Origin of the sequence: Actinomadura nitritigenes (genome assembly GCF_017573545.1) — a bacterium.
In the GTDB taxonomy this organism is placed as follows: domain Bacteria; phylum Actinomycetota; class Actinomycetes; order Streptosporangiales; family Streptosporangiaceae; genus Spirillospora; species Spirillospora nitritigenes.
Map to the genome: position 1 here is coordinate 361,439 of NZ_JAGEOK010000003.1, position 23,711 is coordinate 385,149.

Annotated in this window: 20 protein-coding genes and 1 riboswitch; of the genes, 6 read left to right on the forward strand and 14 right to left on the reverse strand. The window is 72.6% G+C overall.

The features are described from left to right. Entirely contained in the window at positions 1-282 is a 282-nt protein-coding gene (locus J4557_RS06170; RefSeq protein ID WP_208265432.1) for a GNAT family N-acetyltransferase, read from the reverse strand. A gap of 28 nt (positions 283-310) precedes the next feature. Then, the gene (gene cimA / locus J4557_RS06175; RefSeq protein ID WP_208265433.1) at positions 311-1,888 is read right to left on the reverse strand and encodes a citramalate synthase; all 1,578 of its coding nucleotides are present in this window, start codon (positions 1,886-1,888) and stop codon (positions 311-313) included. Between the two features lie 374 nt (positions 1,889-2,262). On the opposite strand from cimA, the gene J4557_RS06180 reads away from it, so the two are divergent. Together J4557_RS06180 and J4557_RS06185 are read left to right on the forward strand one after the other, a co-directional pair. Further along, the gene (locus J4557_RS06180; protein ID WP_208265434.1) at positions 2,263-2,502 is read left to right on the forward strand and encodes a cold-shock protein; all 240 of its coding nucleotides are present in this window, start codon (positions 2,263-2,265) and stop codon (positions 2,500-2,502) included. 76 nt (positions 2,503-2,578) lie between these two features. Continuing rightward, positions 2,579-3,142, forward strand: a complete 564-nt coding sequence (locus J4557_RS06185) for a hypothetical protein (RefSeq protein ID WP_208265435.1) — start codon at positions 2,579-2,581, stop codon at positions 3,140-3,142. A 70-nt stretch (positions 3,143-3,212) separates the two neighbouring features. On the opposite strand, the gene J4557_RS06190 is transcribed toward J4557_RS06185, so the two are convergent. Then, entirely contained in the window at positions 3,213-4,316 is a 1,104-nt protein-coding gene (locus J4557_RS06190) for a branched-chain amino acid aminotransferase (protein WP_208265436.1), read from the reverse strand. A gap of 176 nt (positions 4,317-4,492) precedes the next feature. Then, positions 4,493-5,548: a 3-isopropylmalate dehydrogenase gene (locus J4557_RS06195; RefSeq protein WP_208265437.1), complete on the reverse strand. Its 1,056-nt coding sequence runs from the start codon at positions 5,546-5,548 to the stop codon at positions 4,493-4,495. 147 nt (positions 5,549-5,695) lie between these two features. Continuing rightward, a riboswitch (cobalamin riboswitch) is annotated at positions 5,696-5,885 on the forward strand. A 33-nt stretch (positions 5,886-5,918) separates the two neighbouring features. On the opposite strand from J4557_RS06195, the gene J4557_RS06200 reads away from it, so the two are divergent. Next, positions 5,919-6,152, forward strand: coding sequence for a CbtB domain-containing protein (locus tag J4557_RS06200; protein WP_208265438.1), 234 nt, complete (start codon positions 5,919-5,921; stop codon positions 6,150-6,152). Between the two features lie 10 nt (positions 6,153-6,162). Next, positions 6,163-6,891, forward strand: a complete 729-nt coding sequence (locus J4557_RS06205) for a CbtA family protein (protein WP_208265439.1) — start codon at positions 6,163-6,165, stop codon at positions 6,889-6,891. Positions 6,892-6,907: 16 nt separating this feature from the next. Here J4557_RS06205 and J4557_RS06210 read toward each other — a convergent pair whose 3' ends face one another. From J4557_RS06210 to J4557_RS06230, 5 genes are all read right to left on the reverse strand, one after another. Then, a complete protein-coding gene (locus J4557_RS06210) occupies positions 6,908-7,639 on the reverse strand; it encodes a (2Fe-2S)-binding protein (RefSeq protein WP_208265440.1) in 732 nt (243 codons plus the stop codon). 496 nt (positions 7,640-8,135) lie between these two features. Continuing rightward, on the reverse strand, positions 8,136-9,722 hold the full coding sequence (gene serA, locus J4557_RS06215) for a phosphoglycerate dehydrogenase (protein WP_208265441.1): 1,587 nt from the start codon (positions 9,720-9,722) through the stop codon (positions 8,136-8,138). A gap of 185 nt (positions 9,723-9,907) precedes the next feature. Then, a complete protein-coding gene (locus J4557_RS06220; protein ID WP_307799458.1) occupies positions 9,908-10,546 on the reverse strand; it encodes a thymidylate synthase family protein in 639 nt (212 codons plus the stop codon). Between the two features lie 382 nt (positions 10,547-10,928). Beyond that, positions 10,929-12,458, reverse strand: a complete 1,530-nt coding sequence (locus tag J4557_RS06225; RefSeq protein WP_307799459.1) for a DUF2079 domain-containing protein — start codon at positions 12,456-12,458, stop codon at positions 10,929-10,931. An 81-nt stretch (positions 12,459-12,539) separates the two neighbouring features. After that, positions 12,540-13,106 carry a PadR family transcriptional regulator gene (locus J4557_RS06230; RefSeq protein ID WP_208265442.1) on the reverse strand — a complete coding sequence of 189 codons (567 nt, stop codon included), beginning with the start codon at positions 13,104-13,106 and terminating at the stop codon, positions 12,540-12,542. A gap of 138 nt (positions 13,107-13,244) precedes the next feature. On the opposite strand from J4557_RS06230, the gene J4557_RS06235 reads away from it, so the two are divergent. Then, positions 13,245-14,057, forward strand: a complete 813-nt coding sequence (locus J4557_RS06235; protein ID WP_208265443.1) for a hypothetical protein — start codon at positions 13,245-13,247, stop codon at positions 14,055-14,057. A 64-nt stretch (positions 14,058-14,121) separates the two neighbouring features. On the opposite strand, the gene ilvC is transcribed toward J4557_RS06235, so the two are convergent. The 4 genes from ilvC to J4557_RS06255 all read right to left on the reverse strand — a co-directional run bounded on the left by ilvC (position 14,122) and on the right by J4557_RS06255 (position 20,566). Next, entirely contained in the window at positions 14,122-15,105 is a 984-nt protein-coding gene (gene ilvC / locus J4557_RS06240; protein ID WP_190865092.1) for a ketol-acid reductoisomerase, read from the reverse strand. 44 nt (positions 15,106-15,149) lie between these two features. Further along, positions 15,150-15,674: an acetolactate synthase small subunit gene (gene ilvN, locus J4557_RS06245; RefSeq protein ID WP_190865099.1), complete on the reverse strand. Its 525-nt coding sequence runs from the start codon at positions 15,672-15,674 to the stop codon at positions 15,150-15,152. A 5-nt stretch (positions 15,675-15,679) separates the two neighbouring features. Next, positions 15,680-17,431, reverse strand: a complete 1,752-nt coding sequence (locus J4557_RS06250; protein ID WP_307799464.1) for an acetolactate synthase large subunit — start codon at positions 17,429-17,431, stop codon at positions 15,680-15,682. Between the two features lie 240 nt (positions 17,432-17,671). Then, positions 17,672-20,566 (reverse strand): putative bifunctional diguanylate cyclase/phosphodiesterase, encoded by a 2,895-nt coding sequence (locus tag J4557_RS06255; protein ID WP_208265445.1) that lies wholly within the window; start codon positions 20,564-20,566, stop codon positions 17,672-17,674. A gap of 484 nt (positions 20,567-21,050) precedes the next feature. On the opposite strand from J4557_RS06255, the gene J4557_RS06260 reads away from it, so the two are divergent. Then, positions 21,051-22,130 (forward strand): PQQ-dependent sugar dehydrogenase, encoded by a 1,080-nt coding sequence (locus tag J4557_RS06260; protein ID WP_208265446.1) that lies wholly within the window; start codon positions 21,051-21,053, stop codon positions 22,128-22,130. 89 nt (positions 22,131-22,219) lie between these two features. On the opposite strand, the gene gatB is transcribed toward J4557_RS06260, so the two are convergent. Continuing rightward, entirely contained in the window at positions 22,220-23,704 is a 1,485-nt protein-coding gene (gatB, locus tag J4557_RS06265) for an Asp-tRNA(Asn)/Glu-tRNA(Gln) amidotransferase subunit GatB (protein ID WP_208265497.1), read from the reverse strand. Positions 23,705-23,711 lie beyond the last annotated feature (7 nt).

Here is a 23,711-nt window from a genome sequence, read left to right on the forward strand (position 1 = left end):
TCACCCCTTCACCAGGTCCTGGTAGTCGGGGTGCTTCTCGATCCACTTCTTGATGAACGGGCAGAGCGGCACGACCGGGTCGCCCTTGGCGCGGACGTCGTCGAGCGCGCCGCGGGCGAGGGCGCTGCCGATGCCCTTGCCCTCGAAGGCGGGGTCGACCTCGGTGTGGGTGAACACGACCGCGCCGCCGCGCCGCTCGTACTCGGCGAACCCGGCGAGGCCGCCGTCCACCCGGATCTCGTAGCGGCCTTCTCCGGCATTGTCGCTGATCTCGGTGCTCATCCCCCGATCATGCCCCACGCCGCGCGGGTTAGCCCGCCTCGTACCCCGCGTGCAGCAGGCAGTAGGTGACGGCCTCCTCCAGGGCCTGCCAGGACGCGGCGATGACGTTGTCCTCGACGCCGACCGTGCCCCACTCGCGCTCGCCGTCGGTGGACTCGATCAGCACCCGGGTGCGGGCGTCGGTGCCGTGCGCGCCCTCCAGGATGCGGACCTTGTAGTCGACGAGCTCCAGCCGCGCCAGCTCCGGGTAGAGCCGGCCGAGCGCGATGCGCAGCGCGTTGTCCAGGGCGTTGACGGGGCCGTTGCCCTCGCCGGTCGCGATGATCCGCTCGCCCTTGGCGTGCAGCTTGACGGTCGCCTCGCTGACCATGGAGCCGTCCGGGCGGCGCTCCACGATGGACCGCCACGACTCGACCTCGAAGTGCCGCTGCCGGACGCCGGTCAGCTCCTCGCGCAGCAGCAGCTCGAACGAGGCGTCCGCGGCCTCGAAGGTGTAGCCGGTCGACTCCAGCTCCTTGACCTTGTCCACGACGGTCTTGGCCTTCTCGCCGGACAGGTCGTAGCCGAGCTCGCGGCCCTTCAGCTCCACGGACGCCCGGCCCGCCATGCTGGAGACCAGCATCCGCATGTCGTTGCCGACGGCCGCCGGGTCGATGTGCTGGTAGAGGTCCGGGTCGACCTTGACGGCGGAGGCGTGCAGCCCCGCCTTGTGCGCGAACGCCGACAGGCCCACGTAGGGCTGCTGGGAGCTGGGCGCCACGTTGGTGACCTCGGACACCGCGTGCGCGATCCGGGTCATCTCGGCCAGCTGCGCGTCCGACACCAGGTCCATGCCCCGCTTGAGCTGCAGGTTCCCGATGACGGTGAACAGGTTGGCGTTGCCGCTGCGCTCGCCGTAGCCGTTCGCGCAGCCCTGGACGTGGGTCGCGCCGGCCTGCACGGCCGCGAGCGAGTTCGCGACCGCGCAGCCGGAGTCGTCGTGGCAGTGGATGCCGACGCGGACGCCGAGGCCCACGACCTCGTGGACGACGTCGGCCAGCTCGTCGGGCAGCATGCCGCCGTTGGTGTCGCAGAGCGCGACGACGTCCGCGCCCGCCTCGGCGGCGGTGCGCACGGCCTCCAGCGCGTAGGCGCGGTTGGCCTTGTGGCCGTCGAAGAAGTGCTCGGCGTCCAGGAAGACTCGTTGGCCCTCCGCACGCAGGTGGGAGACCGTGTCGCGGATCATCGCGAGGTTCTCCTCCAGGGTCGTGCGGAGGGCCAGCTCGACGTGCCTGTCGTGACTCTTGGCGACCAGGGTCACGACGGACGCGCCGGATTCGCGCAGGGCGGCGACCTGGGGGTCGTCGGCCGCCTTCACCCCGGCCCGGCGGGTCGCGCCGAACGCGGTGAGCCGCGCGTGCCTCAGGTCCAGCTCTGTTCGAGCCCGCCTGAAGAACTCGGTGTCCTTGGGATTCGCTCCGGGCCAGCCGCCCTCGATGAAGCCGACGCCCAGGTCGTCGAGGTGGCGCGCGACGACGAGCTTGTCGCTGACCGAGAGGTTCAGCCCCTCCTGCTGCGAGCCGTCGCGGAGCGTTGTGTCGTAGACGTGGAAGTCGTCGCCGTGCATGGTGTGGGTCCCCCCAGGGATGGGTGATCAGCGCCAGGGCACAAAAAAGACCCCTCACGGACGTGAGAGGTCTGCGCGCCGGCGGTGTCCCGTTAGTTGCCGGCGCGCCAGCCGATAATGACGAGGCTGAGGCGCATGATGCGGCCCAGTCTGCCATACCGCCCGTCATGCCTGGGACACCCGTCTCGGATGCTGAGACGACGGCACAAGCGGGGCACATCGCGAAGTCCACTGCCATTTCCGGCGATAAGGATTTATAGAAGTGCGGGAAATGATCTCCCATGGTTAAGTAAGGTTTTCATCGCGTAAACACGCTTGCGCATGGCCCGGTAAATGACCGAGGATCGCGCTGTCCGCCGGAGGAGGGATTTGAGATGAGCGGGGATCCGGTTCGCGGAACGGTCACGTCCTGGGACGACGAGAACGGCTGGGGAGTGCTCGTCTCACCGGACGTCCCGGGCGAGGTCTGGGCTCACTTCTCCGCCGTCCGCACCGCACCCGGCGGCTTCGCCTCTCTGGACCCTGGTGAGAGCGTGCTGTTCACCTGGGAGGAAGCCGAGCAGGACGGCTACGCCTACCGCGCGCTGGACGTGCGGCGGGCGGGCCGGGACTGAGGCCCCCGCGGCGGACCCGGCACGGCCGCCCGCCGGTCCCGGCGGGCGGCGACCATTTCCGAAGGGAATGCCTGTCATGCGCATGCACACATTCGGCCGGACGGCCGTGATCTCTGGAACGGCTCTCGCAATGGCGCTCGGCGCCGCGTCGGCCGCGTCCGCCGAGAACCGTCCGCGCCACCGCGCCCCGGACGCGGCGGCCCAGTACTTCGTGTTCACGAAACGGCATCAGGGCTTCGCGTACCGGGACCGGATCGGCGCGTTCCACGCGCAGGTGAGGCTCACCGGGCGGTACTCGCGGCAGTACCCGATGGCGTGGTCGTTCCAGATCACCAACGGCAGGCTGAAGGCCATCGCGCGGGGCAACGCGGTCTGCACCGCGACGGGCCTCAACGGCCACTACCACGACCGGCACGTCGTCCCGGTGGGCTACGTCTGGCACTCCACGGTCCGGCCGCACCGCGTCCGCAAGGTCTACGTCCTCTCGGGGACGTGCACGTTCCCCGTGCAGGTCGGCGGCAGGCCCGGACGGGCCTTCGTCGGGTTCGCCTTCCACTACGCGATCAACCCGGACGCGCGGGGGGTGAGCCCGAAGACCGCCGGCTCGGCGCTCACCACCACGGTCCGCTACGGCCGCTGACGCGGCCGCCCATGACCGCGCCCGATGGCGCGCACCCGGGGACGGGCGCGCCATCGGGCGCCACCACGGATCAGGCGATCTTGTGGACCCAGCCGTAGGGGTCGGGGCGGGTGCCGTACTGGATGCCGACCAGCTCCTGCCGCAGCTTCATGGAGATCTCGCCGGGCTCGCCGTCCCCGATCGTCCACTCGCGGTCGCGGCCCTTGACCCGGCCGACCGGGCTGATGATCGCGGCCGTGCCGCAGCCGAACACCTCGGTGATCTCGCCGGACGCGCAGCCGGCCTGCCACTCGTCGATGCTGATCTTGCCCTCCTCGGCGGGGATGCCGAGGTCCGGGGCGAGCTTGAGCATCGAGTCGCGGGTGACGCCGGCGAGGAGCGTGCCGGTGAGCGCCGGGGTGAGCAGCCGGGCCCCCGAGCCGGAGCCGTAGACGAACATCAGGTTCATCGAGCCGACCTCTTCGACCCAGCGGTGCTCCACCGCGTCGAGCCAGACGACCTGGTCGCAGCCCTGCGCGACGGCCTCGGCCTGGCCGGCGAACGACGCGGCGTAGTTGCCGCCGAACTTGGCCTCGCCGGTGCCGCCGGGCGCCGCGCGGGTGTAGTCCTGCGACAGCCACACCGAGACGGGCTTGATCCCGCGCGGGTAGTACAGCCCGGACGGGGAGGCGATGATCATGAAGAGGAACTCGTTCGCCGGGCTGTTCACGCCGAGGGCGCGGGTCGTGGCGAACATGAACGGCCGCAGGTAGAGGCTGTGGCCCTCGGTGTCGGGCACCCACGCCTTGTCGGTGGCGACCAGCAGCTCGACCGCGTCGACGAACAGCTGCTCGGGGATCTGCGGCATGGCCATCCGCCTGGCGGAGCGGTTCATCCGGGCCGCGTTCATGTACGGCCGGAAGGTGACGATCGAGCCGTCCGGCTGCTTGTAGGCCTTGAGGCCCTCGAACAGCTCCTGGGCGTAATGGAACACCTGGCTGGCCGGGTCCATCGGGATCGGCCCGTACGGTTCGAGCTTCGCGCCGTGCCAGCCCCGGTCCGCCGAGTACCGGATGGTGATCATATGGTCGGTGAAGTACCGGCCGAAGCCCGGGTCGGCCAGGACGCGCTCGCGCTCGGCGGCCGTCGCGGGCCGCTCGGTCAGCGTGATCTCGAAGTCCAGGGTGTCGCTCATCGCCGTTCGTCCTCTCCCGATCGCCGGTGCGGCTCCATTGCCGCTGCGGCGTCCTTAGTCCCTATTGTCGTACTTCGTGCCTTGACCCCACTCCTCGCACGCGGCGCATACGGAAAACCGGGCGCGCCGCGAGGCGCGCCCGGAGTGTCCCTGCTCGTGGCCAGAGAGGCGCGCCCTCAGCCCGATACTCGCTTGGCGATCGCGTCGCCGATCTGGACGGTCGACCGCGTCCCGAGCGCGCCGCGCTCGGCCAGGTCGTCGGAGACGGCCTGCTCGACGCGGCGGGCGGCCTCGCCCGCGCCGATGTGGTCGAGCAGCATCGCGACCGACAGGATCGTGGCGGTCGGGTCGGCCTTGCCCTGCCCCGCGATGTCGGGCGCGCTGCCGTGCACCGGCTCGAACATCGAGGGCGCCGTCCGGTCGGGGTTGACGTTCCCGGACGCGGCGAGCCCGATGCCGCCGGCGATCGCGGCGCCGATGTCGGTGATGATGTCGCCGAACAGGTTGTCGGTGACGACGACGTCGAACCGCTGCGGCTGGCCGACGAAGAACATGGTGGCCGCGTCGACATGGCAGTAGTCGGTCGTGACCTGCGGATACTCCGCGCCGACCCGCTTCATGACGCGCTGGTAGAGATCACCGGCGAAGGTGAGGACGTTGTCCTTGTGGACGAGCGTCAGCTTCTTGCGCGGGCGCGACGCCGCGACCTCGAACGCGTACCGGACGACCCGCTCGACGCCGAAGGCGGTGTTGACGCTCTCCTGCGTGGCGACCTCGTGCTCGGTGCCCTTGCGCAGGACGCCGCCGACGCCCGTGTAGGGGCCCTCGGTGCCCTCGCGGACGACGACCATGTCGATGTCGTCGGGCGTGACGTCCGCCAGCGGGGTCCGCACGCCCGGGAACAGCTTCACCGGGCGGAGGTTGACGTAGTGGTCGAGCTCGAACCGGGTCCGCAGCAGCAGCCCGCGCTCCAGCGTCCCGCTCGGCACGCTCGGGTCGCCGACGGCGCCGAGCAGGATGACGTCCTGGCCGCGCAGCTCCTCCAGCACCGAGTCGGGCAGCGTCTCGCCGGTCCGGTGCCAGCGGGCGGCGCCCAGGTCGTAGGAGGTCTGCTCGAACGCGAGGCCGCTGGAGGGGGCGACGGCCTCGAGGACCTTCAGCCCCTCGGCGACCACCTCGGGGCCGATCCCGTCACCGGGAATGACGGCCAGACGAATGCTGCGGGAAGCCATGGGCGTACTGTACTGCAAACGTCTCACTGCTTGGGCTTGCGTCTCATATCCCGGTATCGGTGTCTCGGCGACGGCCGTCGCGCGGTCGCGCGGCGGCGGACGTCGGCTTTGTCACGCCTCGCGGGCTTGACGCGCCGGAGGGGAGGGGAGACGCTCTCCTCGACAAGTTCACATCGAGGCGACGGTGCGCAGGAACCTGGTGCGAATCCAGGACGGTCCCGCCACTGTGACCAGGGAGTCTCCCCCACCGCACGACCACGGCCGGCCGACCGGCGGGAAGGTCGGAGGGAGACGGCGATCTGGGAGTCAGGACACTGACCCGTCGTCCTCCCGCAACCGGGGCGAGTGCACCCCGTGAGGAGAACCCGACATGGCCGAGTCCGCCGTACCGTCCGCCACGTCCCCGCAGGCCGAGCCGTCCGCCGTGCCGCTGCGCCTGCCGATCCGCGACATCGTGCCGTGGGCGGTGCTCGCCGTCGTGCTGGCCGCGATCCTGATCTACTTCGTCGGCGCCGAGCAGGGCGCCACATCGCTCTTCGGCGGCACCTGGGTGCACGAGTTCACCCACGACGGCCGGCACCTGCTCGGCTTCCCCTGCCACTAGGCCGGCGCCGATGATGAGAGCACTGCTGGTCCGCGGGATGCTCGCGGGCCTGGCCGCCGCCGCCCTCGCCCTGGTCGTGGCCTGGCTGTACGGGGAACCGCAGGTCGGGCACGCCATCGCGGTCGAGGAGGCGAGGGCGCACGCCGAGCACACCGGGCACGACCCGGAGGTGGTCGGCCGCACCGTGCAGAAGACCGCCGGGCTGATCATCGCGATGGCGGTGTACGGGACGGCGCTCGGCGGGCTGTTCTCGATCGCGTTCGCCTTCGCGTCCGGACGGCTGGGACGGCTCGGCGCGCGCGCCACCGCCGCCCTGGTCGCCCTCGCCGGGTTCGTCGCGATCGAACTGGTGCCGTTCCTGAAGTACCCGGCGACGCCTCCGGCGGTCGGCAACCCGACCACGATCGGCAGCCGGACGGCGCTGTACTTCTGCATGATGGCGCTGGGGATCCTGGCGACGACCGCGGCGGTGATCGTGTGCCGCCGCCTCGTCCCCCGGCTCGGCGCGTGGAACGCGATCACGGTGACGACGGTCGGCTACGCCGTCCTGCTGGCGGTCGTGTACCGGCTCACGCCGAAGCCGGAGGCGGTTCCGGAGCACTTCCCGGCCACGGTCCTGTGGGACTTCCGGCTCGCCTCCCTGGGCGTCCAGCTCGTCCTGTGGAGCACGATCGGGCTGCTGTTCGGCTACCTGACCGAGCGTTCGGTCGCGCGCCGCCGGGCGGCCGCCCTCGCCTGACCGCCGCGGGCCGCCGTCACGGGCGCACCCGTGGCGGCGGTCCGGCACGGTGCGGCGGGCGGCGCAGGCCGCAGTCGCCGCACATCTCGCCGCCGGGCGGGACGCGGTAGTACAGGCAGCAGTTGCGCCGGACGAAGCCGCGCGGGCCGAACTCCCCGGCGCCCGCCAGCGGGGGCCGGGTCAGGAGTTCGCGGACGAGCGCGGCGCGGGCATCGTCGCGCGGGCCGACGTTCAGGCCGCCGGCGAGGGCCGACGCCGCGTTCCCCCACAGCAGGCCGTCCGCCAGGCGGGTGAAGGTGAGCATCGTCGTGCGCAGCGGCTCCAACTGGCCGGTGACGACCGCGTCATGGACCAGGCCGGCGGCTTCATCGGTGCCGCCTGCGCGGTGCCCGCGCGGTTCCGCCAGCCAGAGCGCGATGGGAGCGCCGGGCGCCCACCGCCAGTGGAGGCCGGACAGGTCGGGGACGACGCCCCGCGCCGCCGCCGCGACGACCGGCGACCACAGGCGCGACGCGAGGCCCTGGAACAGGATGGACGCGGCGACGCGCCGCTCGCGGGTGCCGAGCCGCTCGGCGTAGCGGTCGGTGAGGCCGGCGAGCCGGCCGGGGTCGCGCTCGGGCAGCGGACGCCACGTCGGGTCGGCCTCCTCGGCCGGGTCCGTGGTGATCTCGAAGTAGGGCCCGAGGCGGCCGGCGGCGCGCAGCGCCTCCGTGACCTCCCCGGCCCCGGCGGGCAGCGGCGACGGCATGGCGTTCACCCTGCCATGCCGCACCGGCGCGCCGGCCGGGAGGCCCCGGGGACGCTACCGGGAGGGGTGGCCGCCGTTGTCGCGGCGGTCCAGGGCCGTCTGCAGGGCGCGGGCGGCCTCCTCCGCGGCGTCGTCCGCGGGCGTGCCGGTACGGGTGGTGTCGTTCATGATTCGCTCCGAATCGCCGAGACTCTGGATTGCCGGGCCGCCGGGACGCGTGGTTCGCACGGGTCCGGGCGCGGAATCGGGCTCATGGCCGGGTCGAACCTCCGCAGCGGTGCCGGCCTGCCGATATCAGGCCCCGCTGCGGCAGCGAAGGATTACCACGAAACGCCGCATGACTGCTTTCGACGGTACCCGCCGTCCGGGCGACTGTCCCGACCCGTGGCGTAAATTCTCACCATATGAGACGTGACGGCGCTCACGACCACGACGGGCGGGCATCCGGCCCGTGCCGGACGCCCGCCCGCGGCGGTCACTTCTTCGATCGGCCGGATCAGTCCAGGTCGACGCGGCGGCCCATGTCGGCGCCCACCTCGGCGCTGATCGCGTCCACGAGCTGCGGCGGGATGCCGGAGTCGACGGTCAGCGCGATCAGCGCGCGGCCGCCCTTGGCGTCCCGGCCGACCTGCATGCCGGCGATGTTGACCTCGGCGTCGCCGAGCAGCTTGCCGACCGCGCCGACGATGCCCGGGCGGTCGACGTAGGAGAAGAACGCCATGTGCTCGGTCGGCACCAGCTCCATGTTGTAGCCGTTGATCTCGATGATCCGCTCGGCGTGCTTCGGGCCGGTCAGCGTGCCGGACACCGACACCACGCCGCCGTCGCCCATCGTGCCGCGCACCTGCACCACGTTCCGCCAGTCGGGGCTGTCCTCGCTGGTGGTGAGGGTGACCTCGACGCCCCGGTCGCGGGCCAGCAGCGGGGCGTTGACGAAGGTCACCGACTCCTCGACGACGTCGGAGAACACGCCCTTGAGCGCGGCCAGCTCCAGCACCTTGACGTCGTGCTCGGCGATCTCGCCGCGCACCACCACGTCCAGCCGGACGGGCACGCCGCCGGCGAGGGCGGTGAAGATCCGGCCGAGCTTCTCGGCCAGCGGCAGGCCGGGCTTGACGTCCTCGGCGACCGCGCCGCCCTGGACGTTCACCGCGTCCGGCACGAACTCGCCGGACAGCGCCAGCTTCACCGAGCGGGCGACCTGCGTGCCCGCCTTCTCCTGCGCCTCGTGCGTGCTGGCGCCGAGGTGCGGGGTCACGACCACGTTGTCGTGGACGAACAGCGGGCTGTCGGTGCAGGGCTCGCTGCTGAACACGTCGATGCCGGCGCCCGCGACCCGGCCGTCCTTCAGCGCGAGGTCGAGCGCCTCCTCGTCGACGATCCCGCCGCGCGCGGCGTTGACGATCCGCACGCTCGGCTTGACCTGGTGCAGCTCGCGGTCGCCGATGAGGCCGAGGGTCTCGGGGGTCTTCGGCAGGTGGACGGTGATGAAGTCGCTCTGCTGGAGCAGCTCGTCCAGGGTGACGAGCTTCACGCCGAGCTGGGCCGCGCGGGCGGCCTGCACGTACGGATCGAACGCGATCACGTTCATGTCGAAGGCGGCGAGGCGCTGGGAGACCAGCACGCCGATGCGGCCGAGGCCGAGCACGCCGACGGTCTTGCCCTGCAGCTCGACGCCGGTGTACTTGGACCGCTTCCACTCGCCCTGCTTGAGCGCGGAGTGGCCCTGCGGAACGTTCCGGGCGGTGGCCAGCAGCAGCGCGATCGCGTGCTCGGCGGCGGTGACGATGTTGGAGGTCGGCGCGTTGACGACCATGACGCCGGCCTTGGTGGCGGCCTCCACGTCGACGTTGTCGAGGCCGACGCCGGCCCGCGCCACCACGCGCAGCCTCCCGGCGTGCTGGAAGACCTCGGAGGTGACCTTCGTGGCGCTGCGGACGATCAGGGCGTCGACGTCCGCGACGGCGGGCAGCAGCTTGGCCTTGTCGCTGCCGTCGACGTGACGGACCTCGAAGTCGGTTTCCAGCACGGCGATGCCGGCCGGGGAGAGCTCTTCTGCGACGAGGACGACGGGCTTGCTCAAGGAAACAGTCCTTCGGAAGTCGGATGTTCGGCTGATGTGCAGGTGAAGTGCGCGAGTCACCTCGTCGTGCCCTCGCCCCCAGCGGCGAGTCTATCCCCCGGCGGGCGGCGGGGTTCGCGACGGGGAAACACCCGCCGGTAACTCCGGGGCGTCCGCCGCCCTCGCCTCCGGCCGCGCGGCGCCCGTCAGGCCGCGTTCGGCTCGGGCATCGCGGCCAGCACGGCGGCGACCCGCTCGGCGTCGGCGACCCGGACGTGCGGGACGTCCACGAAGATCCGCAGCGGCCCGGCCGGCAGCCCCAGCCGCTCGGCCACGTGCAGCTGGACCTCCCGCAGCGGGACGTAGGCCAGGTAGCCGCGGAAGACGTCCTGGGACCGGAACATCCCGGTCATGATCAGCCGGTAGCCGCGGATGCGGAACGACAGCGCGGTCAGGCACGGCACGGCGGCGGCGTCGCCGCCCGGCAGCGCCAGCGAGATCCACGCGCTGGTCGTCCACGGCCGGGCCCGCAGCAGGCCGACGACCCAGCGCAGCTGGTCGGCGCCCTCGAGGTCGCTCAGCCGGGGCTCGCGGCGCCCGGCCGCCGCGTCGCGGTCGCGCTCCCGGGCGCGGTGCGCGAGCCGTGCGCGGTCGCCGTGCTCGCGCAGGATCGGGTCCTCCCAGCTGAGCGAGTCGATCTCGAACAGCAGCGGGGGCCCTTCGATGATCGGCCCCGCGTCCTCCATGCCGGCGACGCCGGCCGCCCACACGTGCCGCAGGACGCCGATCCACGCCCTCCCGCACGTCTCCCAGCGCCGGACGCCGTTGTCCTCTCGCGCCTGCACGTCACCTCTCCGCGCCATTGCCGGCCCGATCATCGCCAATGCGGAACGGGCGTTTCATCGACCGCGGCATTGCCGCGCCGGTGAGGAATTGCGCCGCGCGCCCGGCCGGCCGTCCCGATCCGGTCCCTGTCGGCCTCTCGCCACCCATGTGCCCGTCCCCACGCCGTTCCGGCGGCGGTCACGTGAGTGTTCGCGCAGGTGCTCCCGCGCCGGCCGTGGCCGTCGCGACTTTCTTCAAGTATCCGGCAAGGGGCGCCAAAAGGATAGGTTCTTTTACCCTGAAAGCCATCTCCACCGGCATTCTGACCGACCCGGAACGCGAGGGTCATTGGACAATCCGTCCAAACGATCGCCGCCTTTCCCGCGCCGGCGGACGGCGCTCTCACCAGGGGTCCGGGCCGTCCCGGTGCAGCACGACGTAGCCGTCCCGGTGGAACACCTCCCGGTAGCCGGACGCCGTGAGCAGGGCGACCCGCCGCTGCTGCTCGGCCACCGACGGGAACGGGAACGTGTGCCGCCGCACGTCCGCGACGACCCACGGCGCGTTGCGCGGCTGCCAGTCCCACAGGAGCACGCGGGTCCGTCCGGTGAGGCCCGGCCCGAGGCCGTTGGCGGTCTCCACCAGCGCGCCGTCCGGGACCTTCGCGACCGCCGCGGCGGCGGCCGACGCGCGCTCGTTCCGGCGGTACAGCGCGGGATCGACGAGATGGCCGAACGCGAAGAACGGCACGGTGATGATCGCCGCGGCCAGCAGGCCGGCCGCCGGGACCCAGCCGGGGCCCAGCCGCCTCCCGAGCCGCCCGAGCCGCCCGAGCCGGCGGACGCGGGAACGCAGCCAGGCGTTCCGGCGCAGGCGCGCGGCCCCGTCCACCGCGGCCAGGACGAGCACCGCGACGATGAACGCGTTGTAGTGGTAGTGCGGCGACCACCAGTTCGCGAAGCGGTCGGCGAGCATCCGCTCCGCCAGCGGCGGCAGGGCGGCCAGCGTCAGCGGGGACGCCAGCGGGAGCAGCAGCAGCGGCAGGACGAGCAGCCCCATCATGGCGAGCTTGGCCGGCGGGGTGCCGATCATCGCGACCGCGTCCCACGGGCGCGTCAGAACGTGCACGGCGGCGTCCGGGAGGTCCCGGCCGAGCGAGGTGTAGGCCCAGTAGTAATCGTTGTCGCCGCCGAACGCCGCGATGGCGATCTTCGAGCACACCGCCGTCGCGGCGCCGCCCGCGACCAGGTAGGCCAGGCCCGCGCGCCGCTCCCCGCGGCGGGTCAGCAGGAACAGCCCGAACCCGGCGAGCAGCAGCCCCATGTCCTCCTTGGCCAGCAGCAGGAGGAACGCGGCGAGCGCCGCCCGGCCGCGCCGCCCCGCGTCGTACCGCTCGATCATCACCGCCGACAGCAGCGGGACGAACGCGACCTCGTGGAAGTCGAACGCGAGCGCCTCGGCGACCGGCCACGACAGCGCGTAGGCGCCCGCCGCGCAGTACCCGGCGCCCGCGCCGAGGCGGCGCTCGGTGAACCGCCAGATCGGCACGATCGCCAGCGCGAACAGCACGCCCTGCGCGACCAGCAGCGTCCCGGGGCCGTCGTGGATCCAGTACAGCGGCGCCAGCACCGCGAGGAGCGGCGAGAAGTGGTCGCCGAGCACGGAGAAGCCGGGCCCGAACCCGTTGTGGACGCCCTTGACGATCGCGACCGGCGCGCCGAACCGGCTGTAGGACCGCACCGCCTGGTCGAAGATCACGAGGTCGTAGGTGCTGGCCCGGAATGCGCGCAGCCGCATCAGGCCGAACGCGGAGTCGAGCACGGCGCTCGCCGTGACCACCGCGGCGAGCGCCCAGGCGTGCCGCCGCGCGCCCGTGCCGAGGCGTCCCGCACCGACCGGCACTTCCACCGCGACCGCCTCCGCCTCCGCCACGCGCCGGACGCTACCAGCCCCTCCGGCGGCGCCTTCGGCGGGGCGCTCGCGCCGGTCGGCGAGGACGGCCCCGGCGGTCCCCTACGGCGCGCCTGCGGGCGCGGCGGGGGCGGGGGCGGCGGGGGTGGTCCGCGCGACGAACGCCTCGCAGTGGTCCAGCCAGCGGACCTCGGCCTCCGCCTGGAAGATCATCGACTCCAGGACGAGCCGCCAGGCGCGGCCGCCCCGGTCGGCGGCCTCGGCGGGCGCGGCGGCCTTCATCCGGGTGAGGTCCTGCAGGGTGCGCAGGGTGGCGGTGCGCTGCGCCTGGACGACCTGGCGGACGTCGACGCCGGGCGCGGTGACGGCCATCGCGAGCTTGATCGCCAGCTCGTCGCGGGGCCGGTCGGCGCGGGCCACCGGGGCGGCGAACCAGTCCCGCACGTCCGCCTCGCCGGCCGGGGTGATCCGGTAGACGAACCGGCCCTCGTCGTCGGCCCCCACGCGGGTGACCAGCTCGTCGCGTTCGAGCCGGGACAGCGTGGAGTACACCTGCCCGATGTTGAGCGGCCAGGACGATCCGGTGGACGCCTCGAACTCGGCGCGCAGCTGGTAGCCGTAGCGGGGCCCCTGGGACAGCAGAGCCAGCAGGCCGTGACGTATGGACATGAGCACCGAGTATGCATACGCGGTATCCCCAACGCAATACCGCGTATGCATCCCGAAGGACACGCTACCGGAATTTCACTGTGCGCGACCATCTCACGCCTTACCGTGACCATGTCCCCGGACGATCAGGAGAGAAGCGTGACCTCCGACAGCACGATCAGCGTCCTGCGCGACGTCCTGCGCGTGTACGACCACCGGTACCTCGACCTCGACCGCCGGCAGCGGGAGCGGCTCGTCGACGGCACCCGCCGGGTCATCGGCGACGAGGGCCTCAGCGACGCGGCCCGCGCCGCGCTGCCCGCCGCCGACCGGCTGCGCGCGTTCTGCATCCAGTACGGCCTGCGCGAGGAGCTGGAGCGGCTGATCCGCGACGAGGTGGAAGGCAGCCCCGCGGGCGCCGTCGTGGTCGGCGGCCGGATCTACGCGATGTACCCGTACCTGCGCGGCGTCCCCCGGCAGGACGCCGACATCACCACCGAGGTCGGCGTGGAGCACCGCCTCGACGCGGTGTCCTGGCAGGGCCGGCGGGTGCGGATCCGCGGCACCGCCGTGCTCGAGCGCGTCGAGACCAACCGGACGGTCGTGGACGTCATCCTGCGCGAGCGGACCACCGGCAAGGAGCACGTCTTCCCCGCCGGCCCGCGCTCCGCGCCCGACACGGGGACCGGCGGGTTCGAGGCGTTCGCCGACCCGTCCGGCGTCGCGCCCGGCCGCTGGGACGTGCACGTCGCCGCGACCGCGCACGGCGTGACCCGGGAGGCCCGCTTCGGCTCGCGCCGCGCCGACGGCCTGAAGACCGCGCCTCAGCGGCGCCCCGTGGGCGGGCACCACGTCTCGGTGTACTTCACCAAGGGCGGCCACCTGGCGCTGGTGGTGCGCGAGGACGCCGGCGCCACGTCCCTGCGCGCCCGCATCCGCCGCCGCCTCTCCCGCGCCTCCGCGCCCCGCTGAGCGGCGCGCGGGAACGCGAAACGGGGGCGGGCGCCGCGCGCCCGCCCCCGTTTCGGCGGAACGGCTAGTCGTTCAGCCAGCTCATCATCGGGCGCAGCTCCGCACCGGTCTTCTCGATCGGGTGCTCGGCGAGCTGCTCGCGGTACTTGCCGAACTGGGCCTGGCCGCCCTCGAACTCCTCCACCAGCTCCTTGGCGTACTCGCCGGACTGGATCTCGCCGAGGATCTTCTTCATCGCGGCCTTCGTCTCCGGCGTGATCACGCGCGGGCCGCGGCTGTAGCCGCCGTACTCGGCGTTGTCGGAGACCGACCAGTACATCTTGGAGATGCCGCCCTCGTACATGAGGTCGACGATCAGCTTCAGCTCGTGCAGCACCTCGAAGTAGGCGACCTCCGGCTGGTAGCCGGCCTCGGTCAGCACCTCGAAACCGGCCTTGACCAGCTCGGACGCGCCGCCGCACAGCACGGCCTGCTCGCCGAACAGGTCGGTCTCGGTCTCCTCGGTGAAGGTCGTCTTGATGCCGCCCGCCCGCAGGCCGCCGATGCCCTTGGCGTACGACAGCGCCAGCGGCCACGCGTTGCCGGAGGCGTCCTTCTCCACCGCCACGATCACCGGGACGCCGCGGCCCGCGACGAACTGGCGGCGCACGAGGTGGCCCGGGCCCTTCGGCGCGACCATCGCCACGTCCACGCCCTCCGGCGGCTGGACGAGGCCGTACCGGATGCTGAAACCGTGCCCGAAGAACAGCGCGTCGCCCTCGACGAGGGCCGGCTTGATGTCCTTCTCGAAGATCTCGCGGTGGTGGTGGTCGGGGGCCAGCAGCATGACGAGGTCGGCCTCCTCGGCCGCCTCGGCGGGGGTGACCACGCGCAGGCCCTCGGCCTCGGCCTTCTCCCGGCTGGCCGACCCCTCGCGGAGCCCGACCCGCACGTCGACGCCGGAGTCGCGCAGCGACAGGGCGTGCGCGTGCCCCTGGCTGCCGTAACCGATGATCGCGACGTGCCGGCCCTGGATCACGCTCAGGTCGGCGGCGTCGTCGTAGAACATCTCAGCCACAGTGCTGTTGCCTTTCTTCGATGTGGTTGTACGTCTCAGGCGCTGCGCTCGATGGCCCGCAGCGAGCGGTCGGTGATGGACCGGGCACCGCGTCCGATGGCCACCATGCCGGACTGGACCAGCTCCTTGATCCCGAACGGCTCGAGGACCTTGATGAACGCGTCCAGCTTGTCGCGGTTGCCGGTGGCCTCGATCGTGACCGCGTCGGGCGCCACGTCCACCACCTTGGCACGGAACAGCGTGACGGTCTCGAGGACCTGCGAGCGCGTCTCGGCGTCCGCGCGGACCTTGACCAGCACCAGCTCGCGCTGGACCGACGCCGACGGCTCCAGCTCGACGATCTTCAGCACGTTGATCAGCTTGTTCAGCTGCTTGGTGACCTGCTCCAGCGGCAGCTCGGCGACGTTCACCACGATCGTCATCCGGGAGATGTCCGGGTGCTCGGTGGTGCCGACCGCGAGGGACTCGATGTTGAAGCCGCGGCGCGAGAACAGGGCCGCGACCCGCGCCAGGATGCCCGGCTTGTTCTCCACCAGGACCGAGAGGGTGTGCGAGCTCATCGCGGTCAGTCTCCGTTCTCCCACTCGGGCGCCATGTCCCGCGCGATCTTGATGTCGTCGTTGGTGGTGCCGGCGGCGACCATGGGCCAGACCATCGCGTCCTTGTGCACCACGAAGTCGATCACGACGGGGGCGTCGTCGATCTCCATCGCCTTGGCGATGACGGCGTCCACGTCCTCGGCCTTCTCGCAGCGCAGCCCCACGCAGCCGTAGGCCTCGGCGAGCTTGACGAAGTCGGGGATCCGCTTGGCGGTGTGCAGGTTGGTGTTGGAGTAGCGGCCGTCGTAGAACAGCGTCTGCCACTGCCGGACCATGCCGAGGTTACCGTTGTTGATCACGGCGACCTTGACCGGGATGCCCTCGATCGCGCAGGTGGCCAGCTCCTGGTTGGTCATCTGGAAGCAGCCGTCGCCGTCGATCGCCCAGACCGTGGCGTCCGGCGCGCCGACCTTGGCGCCCATCGCCGCCGGGACCGAGTACCCCATCGTCCCGGCGCCTCCGGAGTTCAGGAACGCGCCCGGCCGCTCGTACTTGATGAACTGCGCCGCCCACATCTGGTGCTGGCCGACGCCCGCGACGTAGTACGCGTCCGGGCCGGCGATCCGCCCGATCCGCTCGATGACGTACTGCGGGGACAGGGTGCCGTCCTCGGGGACGTCGTAGCCCAGCGGGTAGGTCTCGCGCCACGCGTTGAGCTGGCGCCACCAGTCCTCGTAGTTCCCCTTGCGGCCCGCCTCGTGCTCGTTCTGCAGCGCGACGATCAGATCGGCGATGACCTCGCGGGCGTCGCCGACGATCGGGACGTCCGCGTGCCGGTTCTTGGAGATCTCCGCCGGGTCGATGTCGGCGTGCACGACCTTGGCGTGCGGGGCGAACCCGTCGAGCTTGCCGGTGACCCGGTCGTCGAACCGGGCGCCGAGCGCGACGAGCAGGTCCGAGCGCTGCAGCGCGCCGACCGCGCCGACCGCGCCGTGCATGCCCGGCATGCCCATGTGCAGCGGGTGGCTGTCGGGCAGCGCGCCCTTGGCCATCAGGGTGGTGACGACGGGGGCGCCGGTCAGCTCGGCGAGCACCTTCAGCTCGGCGGCCGCGCCGGCCTTCAGCACGCCGCCGCCGACGTACAGCACCGGGCGCTCCGCCTCGACGATCAGCCGTGCCGCCTCGCGGACCTGCTTGGAGTGCGGCCGGGTGACGGGGCGGTACCCGGGGAGCTGGAGCTGGACGGGCCACTGGAACTCGACCGTGGCCTGCATCGCGTCCTTGGCGATGTCGACCAGGACGGGCCCGGGCCGGCCGGTGCCGGCGATGTGGAACGCCTCGGCGACGGTGCGGGCGATGTCCTCGGCGCGGGTGACCAGGAAGTTGTGCTTGGTGATCGGCATCGTGATGCCGGCGATGTCGGCCTCCTGGAAGCCGTCGGTCCCGATGAGGGAGGTCGCGACCTGGCCGGTGATGGCCACCATCGGCACCGAGTCCATGTAGGCGTCGGAGATCGCGGTGACCAGGTTCGTCGCGCCCGGCCCCGAGGTGGCCATGCACACCCCGACCTTGCCGGTGACCATCGCGTAGCCCTGCGCGGCGTGGCCGGCGCCCTGCTCGTGCCGGACGAGGATGTGGCGCAGCTTTTTCGAGTCGAACAGCGGGTCGTAGGCCGGGAGGATCGCGCCCCCCGGGATGCCGAACACGGTGTCGACGCCGACGTTCTCCAGGGCGCGCACCAGCGCCTGGGCTCCCGTCATCTGTTCGGTCGTCATGATCCTGTTTCCTTGGGAGAGAAGTCTGGGGCTCGCCGGGCAACAAAAAACCCCCGCCGCCGGAAGCGGTCGAGGGGAGGCGCGCAGGTCGGTGAGCTTGGTCAGCCTGCGCGCCGACCAAGTACTACGAGGATGCTGGTGGTGTTCTGCACGGAGCCACTTTCGCCGAGATCCGGCCGCCGGTCAAATCCGTGGACAGGAAATCTCGGCATCTGAGACGGATTCCCGGCGGAACCGGTCTCCTCAGCCCGGCAGCGGAAGCGGCAGATCGCCTGGCAGATGCTGTGCAGCGAGGTTCGTCCGGACCAGCGACTCCACCCGTCCGGCGGCCATCGGGCGCGCCACCAGGAAGCCCTGGCCGCGCGGGCAGTCCATCGCGCGCAGCAGCTCCAGCTGCTCCGGCCGCTCGATGCCCTCCGCCACCACGGTCAGCCCCAGGTCGCGGCCCAGCCGGACGATCGTCCGGGTCAGCAGCGACAGCGTCTCGTCCGAGCCGAGCCCCGCCACGAACGACGGGTCGATCTTGATGATGTCCACCGGGAGCTGGCCGAGGTAGGCCAGCGACGCGTACCCGGTGCCGAAGTCGTCGATCGCCAGCCGGACGCCGAGGTCGCGCAGCTCCGACAGCCGCGCCACGTTCTGCCCGCCGTCCTCGACGAGCACCTCCTCGCGGACCTCCAGCGTCAGCGCCTGCGGCGGCAGCCCCGTCTCCTCCAGCGCCGCCGCGACCGACTCCACGAACCGGGGCGCGGCGATCTGCCGGGCGGTGAAGTTCACCGACAGGCCCACGTCCCAGGAGTCGCGGCGCCACCGCGCCACCTCCCGGCACGCCTCCCGCAGCACCCAGTCCCCGAGCGGGATCATCAGCCCGGACTCCTCCGCCGGCCCGATGAACTCCTCCGGCGGCACCGACTCGCTCCCCCGCCACCAGCGCAGCAGCGCCTCCACCCCGGTCACCCGGGACGTCGCGAGGTCCACCACCGGCTGGAACTCCACCGCGAACTGCTCCTCCGCGAGGGCCCGCTGCAGGTCGCTGCCGAGCTCCAGCCGCCGCACCACGTCGGCGTGCATGTGCGGCGCGAACACCTCGACGCGCCCGCCGCCCAGCTCCTTCGCCCGCGCCATCGCCAGGTCGCCGTTGCGGATCAGGTCCGCGGCGTTCCGGCGCAGCCGCCGGCCCGCGTCGCCGCCCCGGTCCTTCGCCGGGCCCGCCGGCGCCTCCTCGTCCCCCGCGAACGCGATCCCGACGCTCGCGGTCAGCACGATCTGCTTGCTGCCCACCTGGTAGGGGTCCACCGACAGCACCCGCAGCAGCCGCCCCGCCAGCTCCACCGCCGCGCGGGTCTCCCGGTCGTCCGACGGCAGCTGCACGAGGACCGCGAACTCGTCGCCGCCCCACCGCGCCACCGTGTCGTCGGCCTGCACGTTGGCGCGCAGCCGCCGCGCCGCCTGCGCCAGCACCTGGTCGCCGGCCGCGTGCCCGGCCGAGTCGTTGACGTCGGTGAACCCGTCCATGTCGACGAACACCACCGCGACCCGGCCGCCCGGACGCTGCTGCGCCAGCACCTCCCGGGTCCGCTCCTCGAAGTACGACCGGTTCGGCAGGCCCGTCAGCCCGTCGTGGAACGTCAGGTGCGCGACCTGCCGCTGCAGCGCCGCCTGCTCGCTCAGGTCGCGGGTGGTGACCAGCAGCCGTCCCGGCGCCTCGCCCGTCCCCGCGTACCGGGAGATCGTCGACTCGGTCGGCAGCCACGTGCCGTCCGCGGCGCGGACCCGGCACGACACCCGCAGCGACCCGGTGGCGCCCGGCCGGTCCCCGCCGGCCGCGTCCTCCTCGTCGAGGAACTCGGTGAACGCCTCCTGGACGCGCGGCAGGTCCTCCGGATGGATGATCTCGTGCAGCGGCCGCCCGAGCAGCTCCTCGGGCGTGTAGTGGTAGGTGCGCAGCGCGCCCGCGCTCGCGTACTGGACGGTCGCGTCGAGGTCGCAGATCAGCACCGCGTCGTTGCTGCTCTCCGACAGCGCCCGGAAGTGCTCCTCGCTCGCCTCCACGGCCCGGTGCAGCCGCTCGTTCTCCCGCAGCAGCCCCGCGAGCCGCGCCAGCAGCACCAGCGCCGCCGAGCCCGCCACGATCGACACCACCGGCTCCAGCCCGTTGCGGCCGGTCAGCGAGTGCCCGGCGACGAACAGGGAGGCCGCGGCGGCGACCGCCGCCGGCGCCAGCCCGGGGCCGATCATTCGGCCGCGCTCGTCGGGCTCCGGCGCGGCGCCCGGCGGCAGGGCGTCCGCCGGGACGTCGTCGGACGGGCCGTCCGGCTCCGCCGCCGGCGCCGGGCCCGTCCACGGCACCAGCAGGAGCAGCAGCAGCCCGGCGAGCCGCAGGATGTCGGACGGGTCGTCGGACGGCCCGCCGCCGTCCAGCCGGACGAACGTCGTCACGACGTCGGCGGTCGCGAACGCCGCCAGCGCCCCGAACCCCATCCACGCCAGCCGCCGGCGGCCGCGCGCCGCGCCCAGCGCGAACGGCAGCGCCCCGCACACCAGCACCACGTCGATCAGCGGGTACAGCAGCTCCAGCAGGAACTCCGACGCCGACTCCCCGGACTGGTGGTACAGCGAGCCGAACAGCGCGACCCAGCCCAGCACGAAGATCGCGCACGCGCAGACGTAGGTGTCGGCCAGGTACCGCAGCCACATGCCCACGTCGCGCGCCAGCCGCACCGGCACGATCAGGCCGGTGACCAGCGCCACCGCGGCCAGCAGGTAGAACAGGTCCGGTACCGAGAGGGACAGGGCGCTGCGCGAGACGTGGCCGTCCAGCGCGCTGCCGACCGCGCCCCCGAACCAGCCCGCGGCCGCCACCCCGTACCAGCGCCACGACGCCCGCCAGATCCCGCCGGACGACACCCGCCGGAAGATCCCGACGTCGCCGGCGTCCGCGGCGGCGCCCTTCGGCCGCCCCGCCGACATCAGCAGCGAGACCGCCGCGGCGCCCGCGGCGACCGCCTCGGTCCAGGCGATGAAGGCCGTGCCGCCCCAGCCGAGCAGCGACCCGGTGGCGTACAGGACGCCGACGATCGCGGCCATGGCGACCGGCACCGCCCGCGGCGGCATCCGCCTGGCGTTCTCGCCGCTCATCGCGCCGTGTCCCTTCCTGCCCCGCGGGGAGCTGTCCGTCCCTCGCGGTCGCGGCGGTGCGCCAGAGGGGACCTGGGTCCGGAGACCTCATCCGGTCGCAGGGATAACGGCCGGAGGGTCGTGGATCGTGCCCCGCGCAGGGTCGGCGCGGGACGGCGGCGCATCGGATGCGCTTGCCGGAGATCAGCGACGTTGCTGCACTGCGGGATCACCGTGATGCTCACAGTACGTTCCGTAGGTCACGGACCGATTGAGGCTGGGCGTCCTCATGGCGACGAACCGCCTCGTCGGCGATCCGTTTGGGACGGCCGAAACGTGATCGTCACCGAATCGGCGCCTTGCCCGGCATCACGTTGGGTGACCGCATTCGTGGCCCCGAGCGGCCGGTGCCCTTCTTGTCCCGGACCGTCCGCCGGGGGTGCGGAGAGGGACGGTGTGATGCACGCGACACCGAAGTGTCATGCTTGGGGCGGGAGGCGTTCTCATGCGGAAGCACCTGATCGTCCTTGCCGCGCTCGTCCTCGCGGGGTGCTCGTCGTCACCGTCGAAGGACACGGGCGGTGCGCGCACCCCGCCGCCGCTGCCGTCCGGGGGCACCACCGCGCCCGGGACGCCCCGGGTTCTGGTCACGGGCCTGAAGATCCCGTGGGCCATCTCGTTCCTACCCGGCGGTGACGCACTTGTGACCGAACGTGAATCCGCGCGGCTGCTGCGCGTCACCCCGTCCGGCGCCGTGACACCGATCGGGACCGTTCCCGGCGTCGACGCGGCGGGCGAGGGCGGGCTGCTCGGCGTCGCCGTCTCGCCCGGCTACGCCCAGGACCACCAGATCTTCCTGTACTGCACGTCCGCGACCGACAACCGCGTCGTCCGCGCCTCCTACGACGGCCGGCTCGGAACCCCGCGCCCGATCGTCACCGGCATCCCCAAGGGCGAGATCCACAACGGCGGGCGCCTCGCGTTCGGCCCCGACCGGATGCTGTACGTCACCACCGGAGAGACCGGCCAGGGCGAGAAGGCGCAGGACAGGAACTCCCTCGCCGGAAAGATCCTCCGCGTCACGCCGGGCGGAGCGCCCGCCCCCGGCAACCCGTTCGGCACGCGCGTGTGGACGTACGGCCACCGCAACGTCCAGGGCCTCGCCTGGGACCCGAAGGGCCGCCTCTACACCACCGAGTTCGGCCAGGACCGCTTCGACGAGATCAACCTCGTCCAGAAGGGCCGCGACTACGGCTGGCCGGCCGTCGAGGGCTTCGGGAACCACGAGGGCTTCACGAACCCGCTGCTGACGTGGAGGACGTCCGAGGCGTCCCCGTCCGGGCTCGCCTACGCCGGCGGCTCCCTGTGGGCCGCCGCGCTGCGCGGCGAGCGGCTCTGGCAGATCCCGCTGTCCGCGGACGGCGCGGTGGGCCGCCCCATCGCCCGCCTCACCGGCGCCTACGGCCGGCTGCGCGCCGCCGTCCGCGCCCCGGACGGCTCGCTGTGGCTCACCACCAGCAACCGCGACGGCCGCGGCACCCCCGCGAAGACCGACGACCGCATCATCACCGTCCCGCTCCGCTGACCCACCGGAACGACCGGCTCGGCCGGTCGACCCGAGGGCGAGCGGGTCCCCGCCGTCCCGCGGGCGCGCCCGCGGGACGGCGGGAACCGTCAGGACGCGCCGAGCTTCTCGAGGATCAGCTCGCGGGCGCGGCCGGCGTCGGCCTGCCCGCGGGTGGCCTTCATCACGGCGCCGACGAGGGCGCCGGCGGCGGCGACCTTGCCGAACCGGACCTTGTCCGCCACGGCGGCGTTGTCCGCGATCACCTGGTCGATGATCGAGGCGAGCTCGCCCTCGTCGCTGACGACCTTCAGGCCGCGGGCCGCGACGACCTCGTCCGGGCCGCCCTCGCCCGCGAGGACGCCCTCGAACACCTGCCGGGCCAGCTTGTCGTTCAGCTCGCCGGCGGACACCATCGCCTGGATCCGCGCGACCTGCTCCGGCGTGATCGGCAGCTCGGCCAGCTCCACGCCCTGCTCGGTCGCGCGCCGCGACAGCTCGTTCATCCACCACTTGCGGGCCGCGCCGGCGTCCGTACCCGCCGCGATCGTCGCCTCGATCAGGTCGACGGCGCCCGCGTTGACGACGTCGCGCAGCTCCAGGTCCGACAGGCCCCACTCCCGCTGGACGCGGCGGCGCCGCGCGGCGGGCAGCTCCGGCAGCGACGCCCGCAGCTCCTCCACCCAGTCCCGCGACGGCGCCATCGGCACCAGGTCGGGCTCGGGGAAGTAGCGGTAGTCCTGCGCCTCCTCCTTGCTGCGCCCGCTGGTGCTGCGGCCGGTGTCCTCGTGGAAGTGGCGGGTCTCCTGGGTCACCCGCCCGCCCGCGTCCAGCACGCCGGCCTGCCGCTCGATCTCCGAGCGGACGGCGCGCTCCACCGAGCGCAGCGAGTTCACGTTCTTGGTCTCGGTGCGGGTGCCCCACTCCGACGCGCCCCGCGGCATCAGCGACACGTTCACGTCGCAGCGCATGGAGCCCTCCTCCATGCGGACGTCCGAAACCCCGAGCGAGCGCACGAGCTCGCGCAGCTCCGTCGCGTACGCGCGGGCCACCAGCGGCGCCTTGTCGCCCGTCGCGGGGATCGGCTTGGTGACGATCTCCACCAGCGGGATGCCGGCCCGGTTGTAGTCCACCAGCGAGTACTCGGCGCCGTGGATGCGGCCCGTGCTGCCGCCGACGTGCAGCGACTTGCCGGTGTCCTCCTCCATGTGGACGCGCTCGATCTCGATCCGGTACGTCTCGCCGTCCACCTCGACGTCCAGATGGCCGTCGACGCACAGCGGCTCGTCGTACTGCGAGATCTGGAAGTCCTTCGGCATGTCCGGATAGAAGTAGTTCTTCCGGGCGAACCGGCACCACTCGACGATCGTGCAGTTCAGCGCCAGGCCGATCTTGATGATGCCCTCGATCGCGGCGTGGTTGGTCACCGGCAGCGACCCGGGCAGGCCCAGGCAGACCGGGCAGACCTGGGTGTTCGGGTCCGCGCCGAACGCCGTCGGGCAGCCGCAGAACATCTTCGACGCGGTGCCGAGCTCGATGTGCGTCTCCAGGCCGAGGACGGGCTCGTACTTCGCGAGCGCCTCGTCGTACGGCATGAGTGTC

Bases quoted from the DNA above. Each gene is read 5' to 3' on its own strand.
- gatB (WP_208265497.1), bottom strand. From the start codon at position 23,704: ATGCCGTACGACGAGGCGCTCGCGAAGTACGAGCCCGTCCTCGGCCTG.
- J4557_RS06185 (WP_208265435.1), top strand. From the start codon at position 2,579: ATGCGCATGCACACATTCGGCCGGACGGCCGTGATCTCTGGAACGGCT.
- J4557_RS06260 (WP_208265446.1), top strand. From the start codon at position 21,051: ATGCGGAAGCACCTGATCGTCCTTGCCGCGCTCGTCCTCGCGGGGTGC.
- J4557_RS06190 (WP_208265436.1), bottom strand. From the start codon at position 4,316: ATGAGCGACACCCTGGACTTCGAGATCACGCTGACCGAGCGGCCCGCG.
- J4557_RS06195 (WP_208265437.1), bottom strand. From the start codon at position 5,548: ATGGCTTCCCGCAGCATTCGTCTGGCCGTCATTCCCGGTGACGGGATC.
- J4557_RS06200 (WP_208265438.1), top strand. From the start codon at position 5,919: ATGGCCGAGTCCGCCGTACCGTCCGCCACGTCCCCGCAGGCCGAGCCG.
- J4557_RS06230 (WP_208265442.1), bottom strand. From the start codon at position 13,106: ATGTCCATACGTCACGGCCTGCTGGCTCTGCTGTCCCAGGGGCCCCGC.
- ilvC (WP_190865092.1), bottom strand. From the start codon at position 15,105: ATGTTCTACGACGACGCCGCCGACCTGAGCGTGATCCAGGGCCGGCAC.
- ilvN (WP_190865099.1), bottom strand. From the start codon at position 15,674: ATGAGCTCGCACACCCTCTCGGTCCTGGTGGAGAACAAGCCGGGCATC.
- J4557_RS06255 (WP_208265445.1), bottom strand. From the start codon at position 20,566: ATGAGCGGCGAGAACGCCAGGCGGATGCCGCCGCGGGCGGTGCCGGTC.
- J4557_RS06180 (WP_208265434.1), top strand. From the start codon at position 2,263: ATGAGCGGGGATCCGGTTCGCGGAACGGTCACGTCCTGGGACGACGAG.
- cimA (WP_208265433.1), bottom strand. From the start codon at position 1,888: ATGCACGGCGACGACTTCCACGTCTACGACACAACGCTCCGCGACGGC.
- J4557_RS06210 (WP_208265440.1), bottom strand. From the start codon at position 7,639: ATGCCGTCGCCGCTGCCCGCCGGGGCCGGGGAGGTCACGGAGGCGCTG.
- J4557_RS06170 (WP_208265432.1), bottom strand. From the start codon at position 282: ATGAGCACCGAGATCAGCGACAATGCCGGAGAAGGCCGCTACGAGATC.
- J4557_RS06205 (WP_208265439.1), top strand. From the start codon at position 6,163: ATGATGAGAGCACTGCTGGTCCGCGGGATGCTCGCGGGCCTGGCCGCC.